The organism is Bacteroides muris (ex Fokt et al. 2023), from assembly GCF_024704895.1.
GTDB lineage: Bacteria > Bacteroidota > Bacteroidia > Bacteroidales > Bacteroidaceae > Bacteroides > Bacteroides muris.
The window spans coordinates 40022-58467 of record NZ_JAMZEE010000020.1 but is presented as its reverse complement, the minus strand read 5'-3'; the positions used below and the strand labels follow the sequence as shown (position 1 = coordinate 58467).

At 48.9% G+C, this 18446-nt stretch carries 17 protein-coding genes and 1 pseudogene; 12 read left to right on the top strand and 6 right to left on the bottom strand.

Translation table 11 applies throughout. The features are described 5' to 3' along the window. The first annotated feature begins 3 nt into the window (after positions 1-3). Both M1B78_RS09905 and M1B78_RS09900 read left to right on the top strand, forming a co-directional pair. Positions 4-879 (top strand): TdeIII family type II restriction endonuclease, encoded by an 876-nt coding sequence (locus M1B78_RS09905; RefSeq protein ID WP_136009140.1) that lies wholly within the window; start codon positions 4-6, stop codon positions 877-879. Between the two features lie 5 nt (positions 880-884). Next, positions 885-2861 carry a DNA cytosine methyltransferase gene (locus M1B78_RS09900; RefSeq protein ID WP_257940567.1) on the top strand — a complete coding sequence of 659 codons (1977 nt, stop codon included), beginning with the start codon at positions 885-887 and terminating at the stop codon, positions 2859-2861. A 141-nt stretch (positions 2862-3002) separates the two neighbouring features. On the opposite strand, the gene M1B78_RS09895 is transcribed toward M1B78_RS09900, so the two are convergent. Together M1B78_RS09895 and M1B78_RS09890 are read right to left on the bottom strand one after the other, a co-directional pair. Then, positions 3003-4499 carry an acetyl-CoA hydrolase/transferase family protein gene (locus tag M1B78_RS09895; RefSeq protein ID WP_257940566.1) on the bottom strand — a complete coding sequence of 499 codons (1497 nt, stop codon included), beginning with the start codon at positions 4497-4499 and terminating at the stop codon, positions 3003-3005. A 94-nt stretch (positions 4500-4593) separates the two neighbouring features. After that, the gene (locus M1B78_RS09890; protein WP_136009142.1) at positions 4594-4974 is read right to left on the bottom strand and encodes a hypothetical protein; all 381 of its coding nucleotides are present in this window, start codon (positions 4972-4974) and stop codon (positions 4594-4596) included. A 386-nt stretch (positions 4975-5360) separates the two neighbouring features. Here M1B78_RS09890 and miaB point away from each other — a divergent pair, with 386 nt between their 5' ends. Then, entirely contained in the window at positions 5361-6734 is a 1374-nt protein-coding gene (gene miaB / locus M1B78_RS09885; RefSeq protein WP_136009143.1) for a tRNA (N6-isopentenyl adenosine(37)-C2)-methylthiotransferase MiaB, read from the top strand. 271 nt (positions 6735-7005) lie between these two features. Here the strand turns inward: miaB and M1B78_RS09880 are convergent, their stop codons facing one another. The 4 genes from M1B78_RS09880 to M1B78_RS09865 form a co-directional block, all read right to left on the bottom strand. Then, the gene (locus tag M1B78_RS09880) at positions 7006-7593 is read right to left on the bottom strand and encodes a hypothetical protein (RefSeq protein ID WP_257940565.1); all 588 of its coding nucleotides are present in this window, start codon (positions 7591-7593) and stop codon (positions 7006-7008) included. Between the two features lie 42 nt (positions 7594-7635). Continuing rightward, the gene (locus tag M1B78_RS09875) at positions 7636-7848 is read right to left on the bottom strand and encodes a hypothetical protein (RefSeq protein ID WP_257940564.1); all 213 of its coding nucleotides are present in this window, start codon (positions 7846-7848) and stop codon (positions 7636-7638) included. A gap of 31 nt (positions 7849-7879) precedes the next feature. Next, positions 7880-8272: a DUF3244 domain-containing protein gene (locus M1B78_RS09870; protein WP_176468200.1), complete on the bottom strand. Its 393-nt coding sequence runs from the start codon at positions 8270-8272 to the stop codon at positions 7880-7882. A gap of 132 nt (positions 8273-8404) precedes the next feature. After that, positions 8405-10471, bottom strand: coding sequence for a DUF3836 domain-containing protein (locus tag M1B78_RS09865; protein WP_257940573.1), 2067 nt, complete (start codon positions 10469-10471; stop codon positions 8405-8407). 33 nt (positions 10472-10504) lie between these two features. On the opposite strand from M1B78_RS09865, the gene M1B78_RS09860 reads away from it, so the two are divergent. The 9 genes and pseudogenes from M1B78_RS09860 to M1B78_RS09820 all read left to right on the top strand — a co-directional run bounded on the left by M1B78_RS09860 (position 10505) and on the right by M1B78_RS09820 (position 18440). After that, positions 10505-10708, top strand: coding sequence for a hypothetical protein (locus tag M1B78_RS09860; protein ID WP_257940563.1), 204 nt, complete (start codon positions 10505-10507; stop codon positions 10706-10708). 103 nt (positions 10709-10811) lie between these two features. After that, a pseudogene (locus tag M1B78_RS09855) lies at positions 10812-11705 on the top strand (class I SAM-dependent methyltransferase); the annotation flags it as partial. Between the two features lie 214 nt (positions 11706-11919). Further along, a complete protein-coding gene (locus tag M1B78_RS09850) occupies positions 11920-12792 on the top strand; it encodes a cell division protein FtsX (protein WP_136009148.1) in 873 nt (290 codons plus the stop codon). A gap of 212 nt (positions 12793-13004) precedes the next feature. Then, a complete protein-coding gene (locus M1B78_RS09845; protein ID WP_176468198.1) occupies positions 13005-13247 on the top strand; it encodes a DUF3098 domain-containing protein in 243 nt (80 codons plus the stop codon). Between the two features lie 157 nt (positions 13248-13404). Then, positions 13405-14208 (top strand): undecaprenyl-diphosphate phosphatase, encoded by an 804-nt coding sequence (locus M1B78_RS09840; protein ID WP_257940562.1) that lies wholly within the window; start codon positions 13405-13407, stop codon positions 14206-14208. A gap of 10 nt (positions 14209-14218) precedes the next feature. Beyond that, positions 14219-14935, top strand: coding sequence for a tRNA pseudouridine(55) synthase TruB (truB, locus tag M1B78_RS09835; protein ID WP_016272229.1), 717 nt, complete (start codon positions 14219-14221; stop codon positions 14933-14935). Between the two features lie 74 nt (positions 14936-15009). Continuing rightward, on the top strand, positions 15010-16068 hold the full coding sequence (queA, locus tag M1B78_RS09830) for a tRNA preQ1(34) S-adenosylmethionine ribosyltransferase-isomerase QueA (protein ID WP_016272230.1): 1059 nt from the start codon (positions 15010-15012) through the stop codon (positions 16066-16068). A 29-nt stretch (positions 16069-16097) separates the two neighbouring features. Then, on the top strand, positions 16098-16553 hold the full coding sequence (gene folK, locus M1B78_RS09825) for a 2-amino-4-hydroxy-6-hydroxymethyldihydropteridine diphosphokinase (protein WP_176468196.1): 456 nt from the start codon (positions 16098-16100) through the stop codon (positions 16551-16553). Positions 16554-16880: 327 nt separating this feature from the next. Beyond that, a complete protein-coding gene (locus M1B78_RS09820; RefSeq protein WP_257940561.1) occupies positions 16881-18440 on the top strand; it encodes an NTP transferase domain-containing protein in 1560 nt (519 codons plus the stop codon). Positions 18441-18446: the final 6 nt, after the last annotated feature.

Here is an 18446-nt window from a genome sequence, read left to right as displayed (position 1 = left end):
TTTATGTTTTTTTTCTTCTTTAACGAACCAGACGAAAAGAATGTAACAAGATACGAGAGTGTGTCCGAAGCCACTTTATCCATCATACAAGACATGATGGATAAAGTCATGGATAGAGTTCTGGTATCAGATCCTTTCGTTACTGAGAAGCATCGTGCTAATAAGCCTCTATATGCTGCCCTTGTACCTGATGAAATATTTAAGGGGTCACATTTTGAGCGTAGATTTGTTACTCCTTTTGGCTCTGCATGGGAGAAACTTGCGGTTGCTGTTGGGAAAGTATACCATGGCCATTGCATAAAAGGATGTACTATAGAAGGAAGTGTTGGTGAGGAAAGCCTCCGAAGAATTCAAGAAGTGCTGAATAGGCTGGAGCATGGCTTTGATGGAAAAAAGAGATTGAAGCCAAGCTGGAATGAAGAATTGACGTATATTCTGGAAGGTGGAGGGGAACCAATACCCGTAAGCGTAACCTGTGATATTTTAATTAAGAGCGAAAGAACTGGTAAGAATTATGCATTCGAGTTGAAAGGTCCTTTGCCCAACAGTGATCAGACTAAAGTCAGCAAAGAGAAAATGTTTAAACTACTTGCCATGGAGGGGCATCCTATAGATGAAACATTTTATACTCTCCCCTATAACCCTTATGGTAAAAAAGAAAACTACAACTGGTCTTTTCCTAACCGATGGTTCAACATGAAGGAAGACAAATCGGTACTTATTGGTGAGGAACTATGGGATTTTATAGGCGGTGCAGGAACTTACCAAAACTTTATTAAAGAGATTAATAAGCTGGGCAAGCATTACAAAGAAAGAATATATAGAGAATTCTTGGGAATTGAACCACCCGAAGGATTTGATAAAGACACATTGAAATAATACAGATGGCAAATTTTTCGTTTATAGACCTTTTTGCTGGTATTGGAGGATTTAGGCTTGCACTTGAGAGTGTAGGTGGAACTTGTTTAGGCTTCAGTGAAATAGCTCCGGATGCAATAAATACTTATTGTAAGAATTTCAATGAGTCAGAAGGATTCAATTTTGGCGATATTACAAAACTCAAGGAGCTGCCTGAACATGATTTTATGACGGCTGGTGTTCCATGTCAAAGTTGGTCAATTGCAGGTAAGAATCTTGGATTTGATGATGACCGTGGGCAACTCTGGAACGATACACTTTACCTGTTGAATAAAGTACGTCCCAAGGCTTTTATTTTTGAGAACGTAAAGGGGTTGTCTGACCCTCGTAATCAGAAAGCACTTGATTACATTCTCGAACGTATCAATCAGGCTGGGTATCATGCCCGTAAATATGTATTGAACGCTTACGACTATGGCGTCCCTCAAACGCGTGTGCGCATTTATATTATCGGATTCAAAGAAGAACGTTATCTCAAAAAATTTGTCCTTCCGGCACCGTTCCCGGGGCAGGTACGCTTGTGTGATGTATTGGATGACTGTGAGATAAAAGAAAGAGTTCAGCGTGAAGAGCATAAAGCACGTTGGAGCCTTTCGTGTAACGAGAAAGGTTTTAATGACTATTTTCTTTTTAATGACCTCCGCAATGGGGATACGACTATTCATTCATGGGATATCGTTGACACCACAAAGCGAGAGAAGGACATTTGTTATTTGTTACTGAGTAATAGAAGAAAGAAAGAGTATGGTGAACTTGACGGTAATCCTCTCTCTCTCTCTCATTTCCAAGGATTGGATGTAACCATAACAAGGCAGGAGTTAGAGCAACTTGTGCGTAAGAATATTCTCAAACATGTAGAGTATCTGTATGAAATAGTTGGGCAGAAACACAATTTGAGTGAAGCGGCAGAATTACTGCTTTCTTTGAACAACAACCGGATGTTGAACATCGGGCAATTGAAAAATAACAGAGAAGTAAAGAAACTGAAAATAAAGGTTCTGGAAACTCTAAGCCAGTTGAAAGAAGACAATATCATCCGTTGTACGGAGGTTCGCTATGATTTCAAGAATACCAAGATAAGTACAGGATTAGATGGTGTTAACCGCATATTTCTTCCTACATGCAAGATTTATCCGACACTTGTAGCCAGTGACACGAACGACTTCGTTTCAACAGAATCAATTGATGCTGATACTATAGCCGAATTTCGGGACTTATTTATGCAACGGGTTTTCCGTCCTGGCAACTATCGGAAAATTACCAAATCTGAAGCGTGCCGCATTCAAGGTTTTCCCGATAATTATAGGTTGCCGCCGACACGTCCAAGATGGATGAAGTTGATAGGTAACAGCGTAGCCGTGCCGGTCATCAAAGTACTTGCGAATGCAGTTGTAAATACAGGCGTGTTTGAGGGGCAAGGCGATATCGCTGTCAAAAAGTCGAAGCAGCGTATTAAGCAACTTGATTTTCTTGGTCTTTTTGAGAAATATGCAGATGCGAGTATCATTGAAAATACAATGGTGCATGAAGATACAGCCGAATACCGCATATCTCCAACTCGTAAGCTGTACTTGGATTTCACGAAAAACTGCTTGATAAGTTTTGTGAAGGAAGACAACTTTGAACAATATCTTGAGCAGTCGGCAAAAATTTACTATACTGGCAAGAAGTTTCCTTCAAGTGTTGCGCTGAACGAGCTTTACTATTTCATGCCATACCTAAAGGGAAAGGGGGTACGTGACCTTTACTTCATCAAGATAGCACGTGTGGGTACTCGTAAGGAAGGTCAATCAGGCAATGATCCTAACGACTTTAGACTGGTCTTCGAGATAGAATTTGTTGGTCAGCTGTTCGATGATTATAAGTTTGTTGAGCTGAAGATATGGAGAACTTTTACGGATACAACAATGCAGGAACTGTTGCGCAGGAACGGGCTGAAATAGCTTGTTGTTGGAACTATAGATGCAGCGTGTTCCATCTATACATGCAGCGCGTTGCATATATAAATCCGGCAAACCGGAAATATACATGCAACGCGTGCTATATCTTTCGGGCGGTTTTTCTCCGCCTTTTTAGGGAGCAGTTTATTTATACTGTGCCCAGTCTACATTCTTCATGTCTCCACTTTTGGCCAGCTCAGCGTGCATAGCCAGTGCGGCGCGCAGGGCATGGGGAGTCTGTGACTTGCCGTCGGTCAGTTTCAGGTAATCCCACAGAATGTTCTTGTAGTCCGGATGAACACAGTTTTCAATGATGGCTTGTGCACGTTCTTTCGGGCTTTTGCCGCGGAGGTCGGCCACACCTTGTTCGGTGATGATGATGTTGACGTCGTGTTCCGTGTGGTCCATGTGCGAAACCATCGGTACGATGGCCGAGATTTTGCCTTCCTTGGCTACGGACGGGCAAGTGAAGATGGAGATATAGGCATTACGGGTGAAGTCACCGCTTCCACCGATACCGTTCATCATCTTCGTGCCGCCGATGTGCGTGGAGTTCACGTTGCCGTAGATGTCGGCCTCGATGGCGGTATTGATGGAAATGACTCCCAGACGGCGCACCACTTCCGGACTGTTGGAGATTTCCGACGGGCGGAGTACCAGCTTGTCGCGGAAGAAGTCCATGTCCTGGTAGATACCTTCCAGGCAGTCGTTCGTCACGGTCAGCGAGCAGGCGCTGCCGAATTTCACTCGGCCTTCGCGGATAAGTCCGATAACGGAGTTCTGGATAACTTCTGTGTACATTTCGAAGGCGGGGATGGTCTTGTCACGTCCCAGAGCGCCCAGTACGGCATTGGCGATGTTGCCCACGCCCGATTGCAGCGGCAGGAAGGTGGGCGGGATGATGCCGCGCTTCATGTCGGCGGCAAGGAAGTCGGCCACGTTCTGTCCGATTTTGTCGGTCAGCGGGTCGGCATCGGCAAAGCCGCGTGCTTCGTCCGGCCAGTTGGTCTCCACTACGCCTGCGATTTTTTTCGGGTCTACCTGAATGTAGGGCAGTCCGATGCGGTCGCTCGACTTGTAGATGGGGATTTCGCGGCGGTAGGGCGGGTCGAGAGGCTCGTAGACGTCGTGCAGGCCCATGGCACTCTTGCTGTGGGCGGCATTCAGCTCTACGATAATCCGGTCGGCCAGGCGGCAGACGGTCGGAGAGATACCGCCGGCAGCCGTCAAGTAGATTTTGCCGTCTTCGGTCACTTCGCATGCCTCGATGATGGCGACGTTTACTTTTCCCATGAAACCGTAGCGCACTTCCTGAGCCATTTGCGAGAGGTGGATGTCGTTGTAGGCTATCTCACCGTTGTTCACGGCTTTGCGGAAATCCACGTTGGTAGTGTAGGGGGCACGGTAACGGATAGCTTTAGCGCGTGAAAGAATGCCGTCGCAGGAATCGCCGGTAGAGGCACCGGTGAAAATGCCTATCTGGAACGGGTTTCCTTTCGCATGCTCCGCTTCTGCGATTCTTGCAAGTTCAGCCGTGACGGCTTTGGCTGTTCCTGCGGGGGTGAATCCGCTCAAGCCGATGTTGTAGCCATGTTTGATGAGGCTCGCAGCTTCTGCTGCCGAAATGTAATTGAGTGCCATAATATAAATAGTTATTTTTCGTGTAAAGGTTCTGAAGGAATTCTTAAGTATTCGTCATAGCTTCTCCGTCATCAGTTCTCCATTATCCGCTGTCTTAATATTTCCGTTGAAGTATCTCTGACCAGATAATGGCTTTCCTCGCTTCCTCTGCCGAGTGGATGCCGTATTCGGATGTTGCTTCGTCGGGCTCCTGCGGATGGGATGCGGGGGAGGGGGGCGAGGCCTTTATGGAAGTGTATTTGGATTTGGCGGACGGTTTGGATACCGTCTTCGGTTTGTTTGTCGGCTTGGGACCTTCGGGAATAAAGCCGCCGTAAGTACCTCCGCCCCAGTTTTCGGGCAGCGGGTTGTCCACATCGGGCATAGGTATGCCGGGACTCTTGTCGGCATTCTTGTTTGTTTCTTTCTTAAACTGCCTGATGAGTCCGGTGGCTATGACAGCCGCAACTAACAGAAACTTGAAGACATCTTCCATAATTCTTTCCTTATTTTCCGCCCAAAGACAGGGCAATTATCTCTGCTTCGGGCAAAGTTAATTATTTAATCTGATTACGGGCAAGGAATCGGTAATAAAAAAGGGCAGCTTCACAGCTCCCCTTAATTTTTTTAACCTAAACCTTAACTATGAAAAAATCTAATGTTTCTTTCACTTCACAAATTTGTGAATTAATTTTCTCTATGCCAAATCCGCACTTGGAAAATGTTTGCTCTCTTAACATTAATTAGCTGACAGGTTGAAGATTGGCAATCTGTAATGGCATTTTTCTTCTATTTCATCAGTTTATTGGGAGGGAAGGAGTATCTTTGCATCTTGAATGACAGATTTCAAAATGATATAAATTGATTTTAAACGAACTGATTATGGAAAAAGCAACGGGAGCAGACTTTAAATCTGCAACTGCCGATGGCGACAAGAAATTGTTCATCGAGACCTACGGTTGCCAGATGAACGTGGCCGACAGTGAAGTGATAGCATCCGTCATGCAGATGGCGGGATATTCGGTGGCCGACACCCTGGAGGAAGCCGATGCCGTGTTTATGAATACCTGCTCTATCCGCGACAATGCGGAACAGAAGATTCTGAACCGTCTGGAATTCTTCCACTCGCTCAGGAAGAAGAAACGCGGTCTGATAGTGGGTGTGCTGGGCTGTATGGCCGAGCGTGTGAAGAACGACTTGATTACCAACCATCATGTGGACCTGGTGGCGGGGCCGGATGCCTACCTCACCCTGCCCGAACTGATAGCGTCGGTAGAAGCCGGCGAGAAAGCCATCAACGTGGAGCTCTCCACTACAGAGACCTATCGGGATGTCATCCCCTCACGCATCTGCGGAAACCACATCTCCGGATTCGTGTCCATCATGCGCGGCTGCAACAACTTCTGCACCTACTGCATCGTTCCCTACACCCGTGGCCGCGAGCGCAGCCGTGATGTGGATAGCATCCTGGGCGAAGTGGCCGACCTTGTGGCAAAGGGCTATAAGGAAGTCACCCTGCTGGGACAGAACGTCAATTCCTACCGCTTCGAGAAACCGGACGAAGAGACGATTACCTTCCCGATGCTGCTCCGCACCGTGGCGGAGGCGGCGCCGGGCGTGCGTATCCGTTTCACCACCTCGCACCCCAAGGACATGAGCGACGAAACCCTCCGGGTCATTGCCGACATGCCCAACGTGTGCAAGCACATCCACCTGCCGGTGCAGAGCGGAAGCAGCCGCATCCTGAAGTTGATGAACCGCAAGTACGACCGCGAGTGGTATATGGACCGCGTGGCAGCCATCCGCCGCATCATTCCCGATTGCGGTTTGTCTACGGATATATTCTCCGGTTTTCACAGTGAGACGGAGGAGGACCACCGGCTTTCCCTTTCGCTGATGGAGGAGTGCGGATACGATGCTGCCTTCATGTTCAAGTACAGCGAACGCCCCGGCACGCATGCTTCCAAGCACCTGCCGGACGACGTGCCCGAGGAAGTGAAGATTCGCCGTCTGAATGAAATCATCGCCTTGCAGAACCGTCTTTCTGCCGAGGCCAACGCCCGCTGCGTGGGCAAGACCTACGAGGTGCTGGTGGAAGGCGTCAGCAAGCGCAGCCGCGACCAGTTGTTCGGGCGTACGGAGCAGAACCGTGTGGTGGTGTTCGACCGCGGCTCGCACCGTATAGGCGATTTTGTGATGGTGAAGATTACCGAATCCAGTTCGGCCACGCTGAAGGGAGAAGAGGTGGCTGGCTGAAGGGACAAGACACAGACTTCGTCAAGGAGCTGTAGGAGCCGGAGGCGTGTCATAATGCCCCAATAAAAAAAATAGAGGGTGTGTCCTCTGTTCTTTAAGAAATTACCCCTGCCACAGCTATCTGTAGCAGGGGTAAATCTTTCTATTCGGGCATTATGACACACCCTCAAATTCTTCGAAAAAAGGGAGGGGCACTTCCTTTGGCGAGTTGCCGGGGCCGAATAACCCTCTTTAACGGCTGCCGGTACCTCCGGCGCATGGATGGTGCCGGTTAGAACGGAACCCACACGGAGAGAGTGTATTCTCTGAACCTTCCCGATTTCAGGTAGTCGGTCTTCAAGCTGTTCATCAGTCCATGCTTGTAGTTCAGGCCCACTTCGAAGGCTTTGAAGCGGTAGGCTATCCTTCCTATTGCCGGGATGTCGAATTTCCGGCTGTTTCCGCCATTCTGGTTGAAGAACCACGTGGGCTGGATGCCTGCACCTATGCTCAGCCCTTTGTAGAGGGTGTAGTTGGCCGTGCCGGTGGCGAAGGCGGAGAACCTCTTGGCACTTCCCTTCACCAAGGCGGGTTCGCCCGGCATTTTCCCGAACGTGTAGTCATAGTACTTCATTCCCAATCCGGCTTCTAGGTCGAAGAAGAACGGGGAGGCCTGATTGGCATGCAGTCTGAACTTGTAGCCCAAGGAGAGGTTGTACTTGTAGTCTACGTCGTAGGAACCGGCTGCTGCTGCGGCGGACGGGGTCAGTTTGGTCTTGATGTTTCCGGTACCGCCTTCGACGATGATTCCCGATTCGGTTTGTCCTTGTGCTCCGAGTGAGAGCAGGCAGAGGACGATGAATAGCATTACATGTTTCATAATAATTGTGGGTTTAGTATTGGGTAATTAAGTCCGGTTAGTTTATAAATCTACAGTGGGAGCGGCGTTCAATTTAGAAATAGCATTCTGAAAATCCTCGTTGCTATTGAAGACCAGTATGTCTTCATTCTTTGCAATGGTAATCTTCAATTCCGCATTGTTGATTTCTGCATTTGATTTCAAGTCTTTTTCTACATCGTTCGAGCATGCTCCAAGCATGAACAAGGATGCGATAAGCAGAATTTCTTTTCTCATGTTTCTTGTACCTTTCTAAATTAATGATTCTTTATTCTGTTATTTCGAAATAGCCATAGTAGACGGTTTCTTTATATTCCAATTCTATCACGTACTTTCCATAACCTATATTTAGTTCGAATATGTTTTCCTTGTCAGAAAATATAGGCTCAATAGTGGAATATATGATGTCGTTATGTCTGTTTCTAATGGTGAGTTTTACTTCTTCTATCAAATTATCCGAGTATATGTAGAAAATGTCTTTATCATGTAGGACAAAGAGTTTATTTCCTGTTATGGAACGCTCCTCTCTTTGCCATTGACTTTGGTTTATATCAGAGGCAGGCAATTGTGTTAATGTTATAACTTTCTTTTTAGCTTGAAGGAATGACATTGGCAAAATACTTAAAACTAATATCGCCAATATAAATAGCTTGTTATTCATGATATACTGTGCTTTAGAATTTGCGACAAAGGTATGTCGTTTTATTGCGTATTGCCCAAAAATGCAGTACGCACTTGGTACGCAACTGTATATTGCATACTGTCACGCGAAGTACGCGAGAAGGGTTACGTGTCAGAATTGTTGTATGAAACAGTCTAGTTGTTCCGGACTACCGTCTTCATCGAAAAGCTTTTTGTATAATCGTTTACGTATGGAGGTGACGGCTTGCTTGCTGCGTATGGTTAAGGCGGCTATTTGTCTTGGGGGAATGCCTATTTTTATAAGCAGGCATACTTTCAGTTCAATGTCTGATATGGGATAAAATTCCAATAAGCGTTGACTGAATTGATTGTAGGTTTCATCTATTGTATGGTTTAGTTCTTCCCAGTCGGAGTTGTTTATTTTGTTTGTTTCTTCTTGTGGAAGTAGATTGTGAAACTTCTTGTAAATGGCAGATTGTTTCAATGTAATCTCTGCTTGAGTTTGTACTTTTTGTCTGGCTTCAATCTGTTCATTGCTTTTTTCGATTAGCTCTTTTTGCGCACAAAGCAAGGCGTGGCGCAGTTCGTCTTGTGAAGCTGTTGCTTCTTGTAAGGAGACTTCTAAATTCTCGATTTCTTTCCGGTTTTTCTCGATTTGGGCAAGACTCTGTTTGTATTGCTCTTTTTGTATTCTATCAAGTTTTTGTCGTTGTGTTTTTATGTTTTGTTCTTTCCTTTTATGATATTCCCGATAGGCGATGAACAGAATAATAGAGAAAATGAAAGCGATGCCGAAAAGTACCTTCTGCCTTTTTTCTTTGAAAGTCTGTATTTTAAAGCTTTTGGCTTCTTTTTGATTCAATTGATAATTATATAACGCATTTGCTTTTCGTATAATCTCTGCTTGTTTCATGCTCTGAACGGAATCCGTATATGCCAGATATTGGTCTAGATACGTGAAAGTCTCTTCATTTTTATTTTTTGCTCTTGCGATATTGTATAATCCCCGATAAGCCTCTTTTTTGTAGATGTAGTCGTTGGCAGATAGCATTTTATTATAATAATAGGTGGCCGAATCTAACTGATTATTACCTTTATAGTAACTTGCGATAGTGCTATACAGTGCGTATAGGTTTGTTGCCTTTGACTGTACTATTGCCACCTGCATTGCCTTGTACGCCTCTTCATATCTCTCCAAATCAGTATAATATCCTGACAATTCACTGTTCACGATACTTCTCAGGTGCAGGTTTCCGATGCGTTCTGCCTGTTCATCCGCTTTCCGGTAGTAGTAGATGGCACTGTCGGCTTGCTGCAGGGTGGTGAAGGAGCGGCCGATGTCGCGCAGTCTGTATACCATTCCGGCACTGTCTTTTGCCAATGTGTTATAATGATAGGCCTTTCTGAACATCTCAGGTGCTTTGTCATAGATGTCTTCGTATAGGAAAATCATTCCCATCTGGCTGTATGCGAGGCTTAGCAGCTTATGGTTTGTGCTTCCTTTTGCAGTCTCTGTTGCCCGTTGGAAGAACTCCAGCGCCTGCGGCGCATCCCCCAGGTCTCTGTATACTCGTCCTGCATAATAGAGTGCTTCGGGCAGGTGTTTCGGGTCTTTCCGTCGGCGGTAGTAGCGGACTACCTGCCGGATGAGGCTGTCCGAGGTATGTGTGACGTAGGCTTTGTCTTGCGCCTTGGTGCAGAGCAGGTGGTAGTACATGCGGGTTTCTTCGGGTTCGTGGCCGATGCTGTCTTTCAGCTGCTTTAGCAGCGAAAGGGCACTGTCGGGGCTGGTTTGTGCCAGTGAGTCGGCCGTAAGGAGGACGCGGGGATACCGGTGTTCGCTGCACGAACAGAAGTACAGGGAGGTAAAGAATAAGATAAGGGTCAGCATAGTTGCCTTCATGGGTGTAGTTTTTGATGTGTGGGGCAAAGATAAAACAAAAATGAAAGCACGGCATGGGGGCGTGCTTTCATTTTTGTGAATTTTGTGAATTTTTTCGGGCATCCATGCGCCTTTGGCGCCGTCCCATTTGGAGGCTTCCTTGCAGGTCAGGCGTTGCCGGTCGTCATAAGAGTATTCATAACGGATGTGGCGGTAAAGTTGCGCGCCGTCTTGCTTGAAGATGGTCTTGGCAACCACTAATTCGTTTTTCACCTCTTCGTTGGTGATTTTCCGGTTGCTCTTCTTCCCGAACGTTTTCGCTTGATAAGAATCAATTCCTATGCTAAAGAATTAAACTTCTGATAATCAGTGAATAAATATTTATGCAGACTGTCCGTTATCGGACAGTTGTCCGCTCAATATCGAACAGGCTGGCAGACACTGGCCTCTGTCGTGACAGACACTGGCCTCTGTCGTGACAGATACTGGTGTCTGTTGCGTCAGGCACTGGCCTTTGTCATCGGCCTCTCCGGAGGACTGGGCGCAAGCGCTTGTTTTCTTAAATCTCCTTAATGGAAACCCTATAACCCACTTTTTATTTGTTATTTTGCACCAAATTTAGGTGTAGTGCGGTCTGTTCAGTTTGGGCTGCACCTCCTTATTGACAGAACGTTCGATGAATAAACTCACTATAAAAGCTTGTCCGTTATGTGGTGGAACGCATTTGGAGCGTGCCTTGACATGTGTGGACCATTATGCCTCGGGCGAAATGTTCCACTTGTGCCGCTGCCGCGATTGCGGTTTCCTTTTCACGCAAGACTTTCCTGTGGAGGCTGAAATCGGCCGTTACTACGAAACCCCTGATTACATTTCACATACCGATACCCGCAAGGGGGCAATGAATTCCGTGTACCACTGGGTGCGCAATTATATGCTGGGACACAAGGCACGCCTTGTGCTCCGTGAAGCGCACCGTAAGAAGGGTCGCCTGCTGGATTTGGGTACGGGGACCGGTTATTTTGCCGATGCCATGCAGCGTCGCGGCTGGCAGGTGGAGGCTGTGGAGAAGAGTGCGCAGGCGCGTGCCTTTGCCAAGGAACGTTTCCATCTGGATGTGAAACCTCCTACGGCACTGGAGAATTTTGCACCGGGCAGTTTCGACGTCATCACCCTGTGGCACGTCATGGAACATCTGGAACCCCTCAACGAAACGTGGGAATCCCTGCACTCCCTGCTGACTGAAAGAGGGGTGCTGATTGTGGCTGTGCCCAACTGCTCCTCCTTCGATGCAAAGAAATACGGGGCTTACTGGGCTGCCTACGATGTGCCCCGCCATTTGTGGCACTTCACGCCGGGCACCATCCAGCAATTCGGTTCCAAGCACGGCTTCATCATGGCGGAGCGCCATCCCATGCCGTTCGATGCCTTCTACGTATCCATGCTGACGGAAAAGCACATGGGGCGTTCGTGTACTTTCCTGAGGGGAATGGTTGCCGGTACGCTGGCATGGTTCAGTGCATTGGTGAAGAAGGAGCGCAGCAGTTCCATGATTTATGTGTTCAGGAAGAAGAGCCTCTTCCCCGACCCCTCCCCCATAGAGAGGGGGGCAGATACTTCTGGAACAGGAGGGGGTTGTATAAGAAAGGGAGGAGATACTCTTGAAATGGGAGAGAGAAACAACTAAAATAATATCAATATATAAATAAAATCAAACTTATTCCCCCTCCCTACGGGATTGCTTTCTCCCGACAACGGGGGAGTCGGAGGGGTTAGGGGAGAGGCCTATGGGAAAGAAGAATTCGATATCCTATTTTGACATGCAGTTCATTACGTCCAGCATCAGTACGACGCTGGTGTTGCTGCTTTTGGGGCTGGTGGTATTCTTTGTGCTCGCAGCTCGTAATCTTTCCATATACGTCAGGGAGAACATCAGCTTCTCCGTGCTAGTCAGCGACGATATGAAGGAAAGCGACATTCTGAAGCTCCAGAAGAGGCTGGACAAGGAGGCTTTCGTGAAGCAGACGGAGTACATCTCCAAGAAGCAGGCGCTCCGCGAGCAAACCGAGGCGATGGGCACAGACCCGCAGGAGTTCCTCGGCTACAACCCTTTCACTGCCTCCATCGAGATTAAGCTGCATTCCGGCTATGCCAATTCGGACAGCATCGCCAAGATAGAGAAGCTGATTAAGAAGAATACCGACATTCAGGAAGTACTCTACCAGAAAGACCTGATAGATGCCGTGAACGATAATATAAGGAACATCAGCCTGATGCTCCTGGGACTGGCCGTGATACTGACGTTTATCTCCTTTGCGCTGATAAACAACACCGTCCGTCTGGCCATATATTCCAAGCGTTTCCTCATTCACACCATGAAGCTGGTGGGGGCAAGCTGGGGATTCATCCGCCGCCCGTTTCTGCGGCGCAATTTCTGGATAGGTGTGCTGGCCGCTTTCATAGCCGACGGCATCCTGTGGGGAGCTGCCTGTTGGCTGGTGTCCTACGAACCGGAACTGATCAGGGTGATTACACCCGAAGTAATGGTGCTGGTGTCGGGTGCCGTGCTGGTGTTCGGAGTGCTTATCACGTGGCTGTGCGCCTTGCTTTCCATCAACAAGTATCTGAGGATGAAGGCAAGTGCGCTGTATTATATTTAACGCACTGAAGTGTATAAGCGATATGGTTTCAGGCACGGATTACGCGGATCTCACGGAAGTTATGCAATGACAGCGGCTTGAAACAGTGTAATCCGCGCCTGAAAAGAAAACCTTAAGAGAGCTTTCACAAGCTTCTCTGGTGAAGTGTATAGAGAGAAAGTGCTGCTTTGCAGTACGGCTAAATAGTAAATAGTTAAATAGTAAATAACCAGATGAGTAAAGAGAAATTCGCTTTTGACAAGACCAATTTTATCCTGCTTGCCGTCGGAATGGCAGTGGTTGTCATTGGTTTTCTTCTGATGACCGGCCCCGCGTCTACTCCGACGAACTTCGAGCCGGACATATTCAGTGTGAGACGCATCAAGGTGGCCCCTGCGGTCTGCCTGCTGGGCTTTGTGTTCATGATATATGCCGTGTTGCACAAGCCGAAAGGCGGCGGGGCGGAGGAGCAATAGATTTCTTACCTACCACCCCGCTCTGCGGGCACCCCTCCTCCAACCGGAGGAGGGGAATGAAGATAATCGGTATATCACATTCGATTCATAAACGGTAAAAAAGAAATTATTTTCAACTACTGATTCGCATAACTCATAATTTATATAAATAACTATAGTGGAATGGTTTGAAGCGCTTATCCTTGGGCTTATTCAAGGACTGACCGAATATCTGCCGGTGAGCAGCAGCGGACATCTTGCCATCGGTTCGGCATTGTTCGGCGTTGAGGGAGAGGAGAATCTTGCTTTTACGATAGTGGTGCATGTGGCCACGGTGTTCAGCACGCTGGTGGTGCTCTGGAAAGAGATTGACTGGATTTTCAAGGGGCTGTTCAAGTGGCGGATGAACGGGGAGACGCGCTACGTCGTCAATATACTGGTGTCCATGATACCTATCGGCATTGTGGGGGTATTCTTCAAGGACGAGGTAGAGGCTGTCTTCGGTTCGGGACTGCTCGTCGTGGGCTGCTGCCTGTTGCTGACGGCTCTGCTGCTGTCTTTCTCCTATTATTATAAGCCGAAACAGAAGGAGGACATCAGCATGAAGGATGCCTTCGTCATCGGCCTGGCACAAGCATGCGCAGTGCTTCCGGGGCTTTCCCGTTCGGGCAGCACCATTGCAACCGGTCTGCTGCTGGGCGACAGCAAAGCGAAGCTGGCACAGTTCTCTTTCCTGATGGTGATACCCCCCATCTTGGGTGAAGCGTTGCTGGACGGGATGAAGATGCTGAAAGGTGAGGCGGTTGCGGGAGATATCCCTGCGCTTTCGCTGATGGTAGGCTTCCTGGCTGCTTTTGTTTCGGGCTGTCTGGCCTGCAAGTGGATGATAAATATCGTGAAGAAGGGCAAGCTGATTTATTTTGCCGTCTATTGCGCCATAGCCGGCGCTGCGACGCTGGTATTGAGCTTGATTAACGGATAAACTGATACGGATGAATTTTAAAGAAGGAGAAGTCCTCTATTTCAATAAGCCGCTGGGATGGACATCGTTCAAGGTTGTGGGGCATGCGCGTTACCACATCTGCCGGCGGATAAAGGTGAAAAAGTTGAAAGTAGGCCACGCCGGTACCCTCGACCCGCTTGCCACGGGGGTGATGATTGTCTGTACGGGCAAGGCCACGAAACGGATTGAGGAGTTCCAGTATCACACGAAGGAGTACGTTGCCGCCATCCGCTTGGGTGCCACCACTCCCTCTTACGACCTGGAGCATGAGATAGATGCCACCTATCCCACGGAGCACATCACCCGCGGGCTGGTGGAGGAGACGCTGAAGAAGTTCGTCGGCGAGATACAGCAGGTGCCTCCCGCCTTCTCGGCCTGCATGGTGAACGGGAAACGTGCCTACGACCTTGCCCGCAAGGGAGAGGAGGTGGAACTGAAACCCAAGCTGTTGGTCATCGACGAGATAGAGCTGCTGGACGACGGGCTGGGCATTGCCGAGCCGTGGATAAAAGTACGCGTGGTGTGCAGCAAAGGAACGTATATCCGCGCCTTGGCACGCGACATCGGCGAAGCCTTGCAGAGCGGCGCCCACCTCACGGCCCTTGAGCGTACCCGCGTGGGCGACGTCCGGCTGGAAGACTGTCTTAATCCCCTCGACTTCAAGGAGTGGATAGACGCGCAGGAGATAGAAACAGAAGAAAACTGATTATTAACACGTGCTGCCTGCTTTGCGCTTCATCGGCACATTGGCACGTCGGCACATTAGCACATTATATACTTATGAAACTGTCGCAATTCAAATTCAAGCTTCCCGAAGAGAAGATAGCTTTGCACCCCACGAAGTACAGGGACGAGTCGCGTCTGCTGGTGTTGCACCGCAAGACGGGTGAGATTGAGCACAAGATGTTCAAGGATGTTCTGGACTATTTTGATGACAAGGATGTGTTCATCTTCAACGATACCAAGGTTTTCCCCGCCCGCCTCTACGGAAATAAGGAGAAGACCGGTGCGCGCATTGAAGTGTTCCTGCTGCGCGAGTTGAACGAAGAGCTCCGGTTGTGGGATGTACTGGTGGACCCTGCCCGTAAGATACGTATCGGCAATAAGCTCTACTTCGGCGATGACGACTCCATGGTGGCGGAGGTTATCGACAACACCACTTCGCGCGGGCGTACGCTTCGCTTCCTTTACGACGGTCCGCACGATGAGTTCAAGAAGGCTCTTTATGCGCTGGGCGAAACGCCGCTGCCCCACAGCATCATCAACCGTCCCGTAGAACCGGACGACGCCGAACGTTTCCAGTCCATCTTTGCGCGCAACGAGGGAGCCGTGACGGCGCCTACCGCCAGCCTTCACTTCAGCCGCGAGCTGATGAAGCGTATGGAAATCAAGGGAATCGACTTTGCCTATGTCACCCTGCACGCCGGTCTGGGCAATTTCCGCGACATTGATGTGGAAGACCTCACCAAGCACAAGACCGACTCCGAGCAGATGATTGTGGACGAGGAAGCCGTGCGGATTGTGAACCATGCCAAAGACCTGAACAGGCAAGTCTGTGCCGTAGGCACTACCGTGATGCGTGCCATCGAGAGCACCGTCAGCACGGACGGACACTTGAAGGAATACGAGGGATGGACCAACAAGTTCATCTTCCCGCCATACGACTTCACCGTGGCCAATGCCATGATAACCAACTTCCACATGCCGCTCAGCACGCTACTGATGATTGTGGCCGCTTTCGGCGGTTACGAGCAGGTGATGGAAGCATACAACGTGGCTTTGAAGGAGGAGTACCGCTTTGGTACGTATGGAGATGCGATGCTGATTACAGACCGATAAATTCTCCCTCCCTTGAATATACACGATATATGACCGTTTACTTCAGTCTTGGCACTAATCTCGGCGATAAAGAGCAGAACCTCCGCATGGCCGTCTTGAAGATAGGAAAGCAGATAGGGGAAGTGATTTCCCTATCTGCTTTTTATGCTACTGCCCCTTGGGGCTTTTCTTCCGATAATACTTTTCTGAATGCCGCACTTTGCGTGGAAACTGCCTTGGCACCCTTGGAGGTGCTGAGAACAACGCAGGAAATCGAGCGTGAGATGGGGCGTACGCACAAGTCTGTCAATGCAGTGTATAGCGACCGCGTGATAGACATCGACCTGCTGCTATGTTTTGCCGACGACGGCACTCACATTGTGCTGGATACGCCCGGATTGAAACTTCCCCATCCGCTGATGCGCGAACGCGATTTTGTGATGCGTCCGCTGGCGGAGATAGCGCCCCGGAGCGTATTGGAGATAGCAGCCGGCAGAGGGTTGTAAAAATAAGAATACACATGTTTGTGGGGAACAGACATATTCCCTATATTTGCATATGAGATTGAAGAAGTGTCTTCGCTCGATTTCTGTGTGAGATAATATTGTAAGAAGCGTAATGCTCATTCTGATAGTTGAAAACCTAGGAAATTTTCAAGAAAACAGAGAATGGCATGGTATGTTTCCTACGCTGGTTTCAGCGTGGGTCTGCTGTCCATCTATTTCTGTTTTCGGGTTTTCCTAGGACCTTCAACTACGGATAAGTGGCACGCAGTTCCACGCTTCCGTTTTTTATTCAGCAGGTTTGGAGGGACTGAAAGCCTTAGTGATATTATGAAATTTGCCGTTATAGCTGCAGGCGAGGGAAGCCGTCTTTTACAAGAAGGGGTGGAGTGTTGCAAACCTTTGGTGCAGATTCAGGGGGAACCGATGATTGACCGCTTGTTGCGCATCTTTGTAGACAATGGTGCCACGGAGATTGTTGTCATCGTCAATGAGAGGAGCACATCCGTGAAGGAACACCTGGAACAGTTGTCCTTGCCCGTACCGCTGAGGCTGGTGGTCCGCGACACTCCCAGCTCCATGCACAGTCTTCATGCCATTGCTCCTTATCTGCGGGAAGGTCCGTTCTGTCTCACTACTGTCGATACGATTTTCAAAGAAGATGATTTTAAGGAATATATTCGTACATTTGCAACGGCTGATGCGGATGGGTGCATGGCCGTCACTCCGTTTGTGGACGATGAGAAGCCGCTATATGTGGCTACGGACGGAGGCTGCCGAATCAAGGGATTTCACGATACGCGGGAACCGGAGGACAAATACGTTTCCGGTGGTATCTATTGTTTGAAGCCGAATGCCTTGGACGTGCTCGAGAAGTGCATTCGTGGTGGAATGTCGCGTATGCGGAATTTCCAGCGGGCATTGATAGCGGAAGGAATCAGGCTGAAGGCCTGCCCCTTTGCGAAGATAGTAGATGTAGACCATAAAGACGATATCCGCAAGGCGGAGATATTCTTGAAGGGAGAACCCGTACGCCGTCCGGTCAAGATTGTGGGAATAAGCCGTGGAAACGCATATTCGCCCAACTTGGTAGACAATGATGCCGCCATCCTCAGGGAAGTGGCCGAAAGGTTGAGGTCGAAAGGAGCAATCGTGGTGATTTATACCGAGGCCGATTTTGTGGAGCAATGCGTGGAGGCCGATTATTTCTATAGCATGGCCCGTGGAGAAGCCGCCATCTCCCAGTTGCAGCAACTGGAGAAGGACGGTAGGCTGGTGGTCAATTCCGGTTTTGGGGTGGCCAACTGTGTCCGTGTCCCGATGACGGAGATATTGACGGGCAATGGCATTCCGCATCCTGAGAGCCGGATTATAAGGCCGGACGATACTCTTCCGGACGACCTGACATATCCGTGCTGGGTGAAGCGGGGTGATGCTTGTGCGATGATAAAAGACGATGTCTGCTATGTGGAGAACCGCCGGGAGGCAGAGCAGGCAATGTCCCGTTTCAGGCAGCGTGGAATCGGCGTAGTGGTGGTGAACGAGCATCTTCGCGGTGATCTGGTAAAGTTCTACGGAGTGCGTGGCACGGATTTCTTCCATTGGTTTTACCCTTCGATGGTGTCGCATACCAAGTTCGGGCTCGAAGCCGTGAACGGCGAGGCCAGGGGACTTCCGTTCTCGGTGGGGCTGCTGAAACAATATGCCGACAAGGCGGCTTGGGTCATGGATGTCCCCGTCTACGGAGGCGATTGCGTAGTGATGGAGAACGGTGAGATGAAGATATTCGACTTTAACGACTGGCCCAGTTTTTCTCCTTGCCGCGTGGAGGCTGCCGAAAAGATAGCAGGGTATATCATGGAACGGATAGCGAATCATATCAAAAAATAGCAAACG

What these genes read in the sequence shown, in the direction of transcription:
- truB (WP_016272229.1), top strand. Translation starts at nt 14,219, where the DNA reads ATGAATTTTAAAGAAGGAGAAGTCCTCTATTTCAATAAGCCGCTGGGA.
- M1B78_RS09880 (WP_257940565.1), bottom strand. Translation starts at nt 7,593, where the DNA reads ATGAAACATGTAATGCTATTCATCGTCCTCTGCCTGCTCTCACTCGGA.
- M1B78_RS09890 (WP_136009142.1), bottom strand. Translation starts at nt 4,974, where the DNA reads ATGGAAGATGTCTTCAAGTTTCTGTTAGTTGCGGCTGTCATAGCCACC.
- M1B78_RS09820 (WP_257940561.1), top strand. Translation starts at nt 16,881, where the DNA reads ATGAAATTTGCCGTTATAGCTGCAGGCGAGGGAAGCCGTCTTTTACAA.
- M1B78_RS09900 (WP_257940567.1), top strand. Translation starts at nt 885, where the DNA reads ATGGCAAATTTTTCGTTTATAGACCTTTTTGCTGGTATTGGAGGATTT.
- M1B78_RS09845 (WP_176468198.1), top strand. Translation starts at nt 13,005, where the DNA reads ATGAGTAAAGAGAAATTCGCTTTTGACAAGACCAATTTTATCCTGCTT.
- M1B78_RS09905 (WP_136009140.1), top strand. Translation starts at nt 4, where the DNA reads ATGTTTTTTTTCTTCTTTAACGAACCAGACGAAAAGAATGTAACAAGA.
- miaB (WP_136009143.1), top strand. Translation starts at nt 5,361, where the DNA reads ATGGAAAAAGCAACGGGAGCAGACTTTAAATCTGCAACTGCCGATGGC.
- M1B78_RS09870 (WP_176468200.1), bottom strand. Translation starts at nt 8,272, where the DNA reads ATGAATAACAAGCTATTTATATTGGCGATATTAGTTTTAAGTATTTTG.
- folK (WP_176468196.1), top strand. Translation starts at nt 16,098, where the DNA reads ATGACCGTTTACTTCAGTCTTGGCACTAATCTCGGCGATAAAGAGCAG.
- queA (WP_016272230.1), top strand. Translation starts at nt 15,010, where the DNA reads ATGAAACTGTCGCAATTCAAATTCAAGCTTCCCGAAGAGAAGATAGCT.
- M1B78_RS09895 (WP_257940566.1), bottom strand. Translation starts at nt 4,499, where the DNA reads ATGGCACTCAATTACATTTCGGCAGCAGAAGCTGCGAGCCTCATCAAA.
- M1B78_RS09850 (WP_136009148.1), top strand. Translation starts at nt 11,920, where the DNA reads ATGGGAAAGAAGAATTCGATATCCTATTTTGACATGCAGTTCATTACG.
- M1B78_RS09875 (WP_257940564.1), bottom strand. Translation starts at nt 7,848, where the DNA reads ATGAGAAAAGAAATTCTGCTTATCGCATCCTTGTTCATGCTTGGAGCA.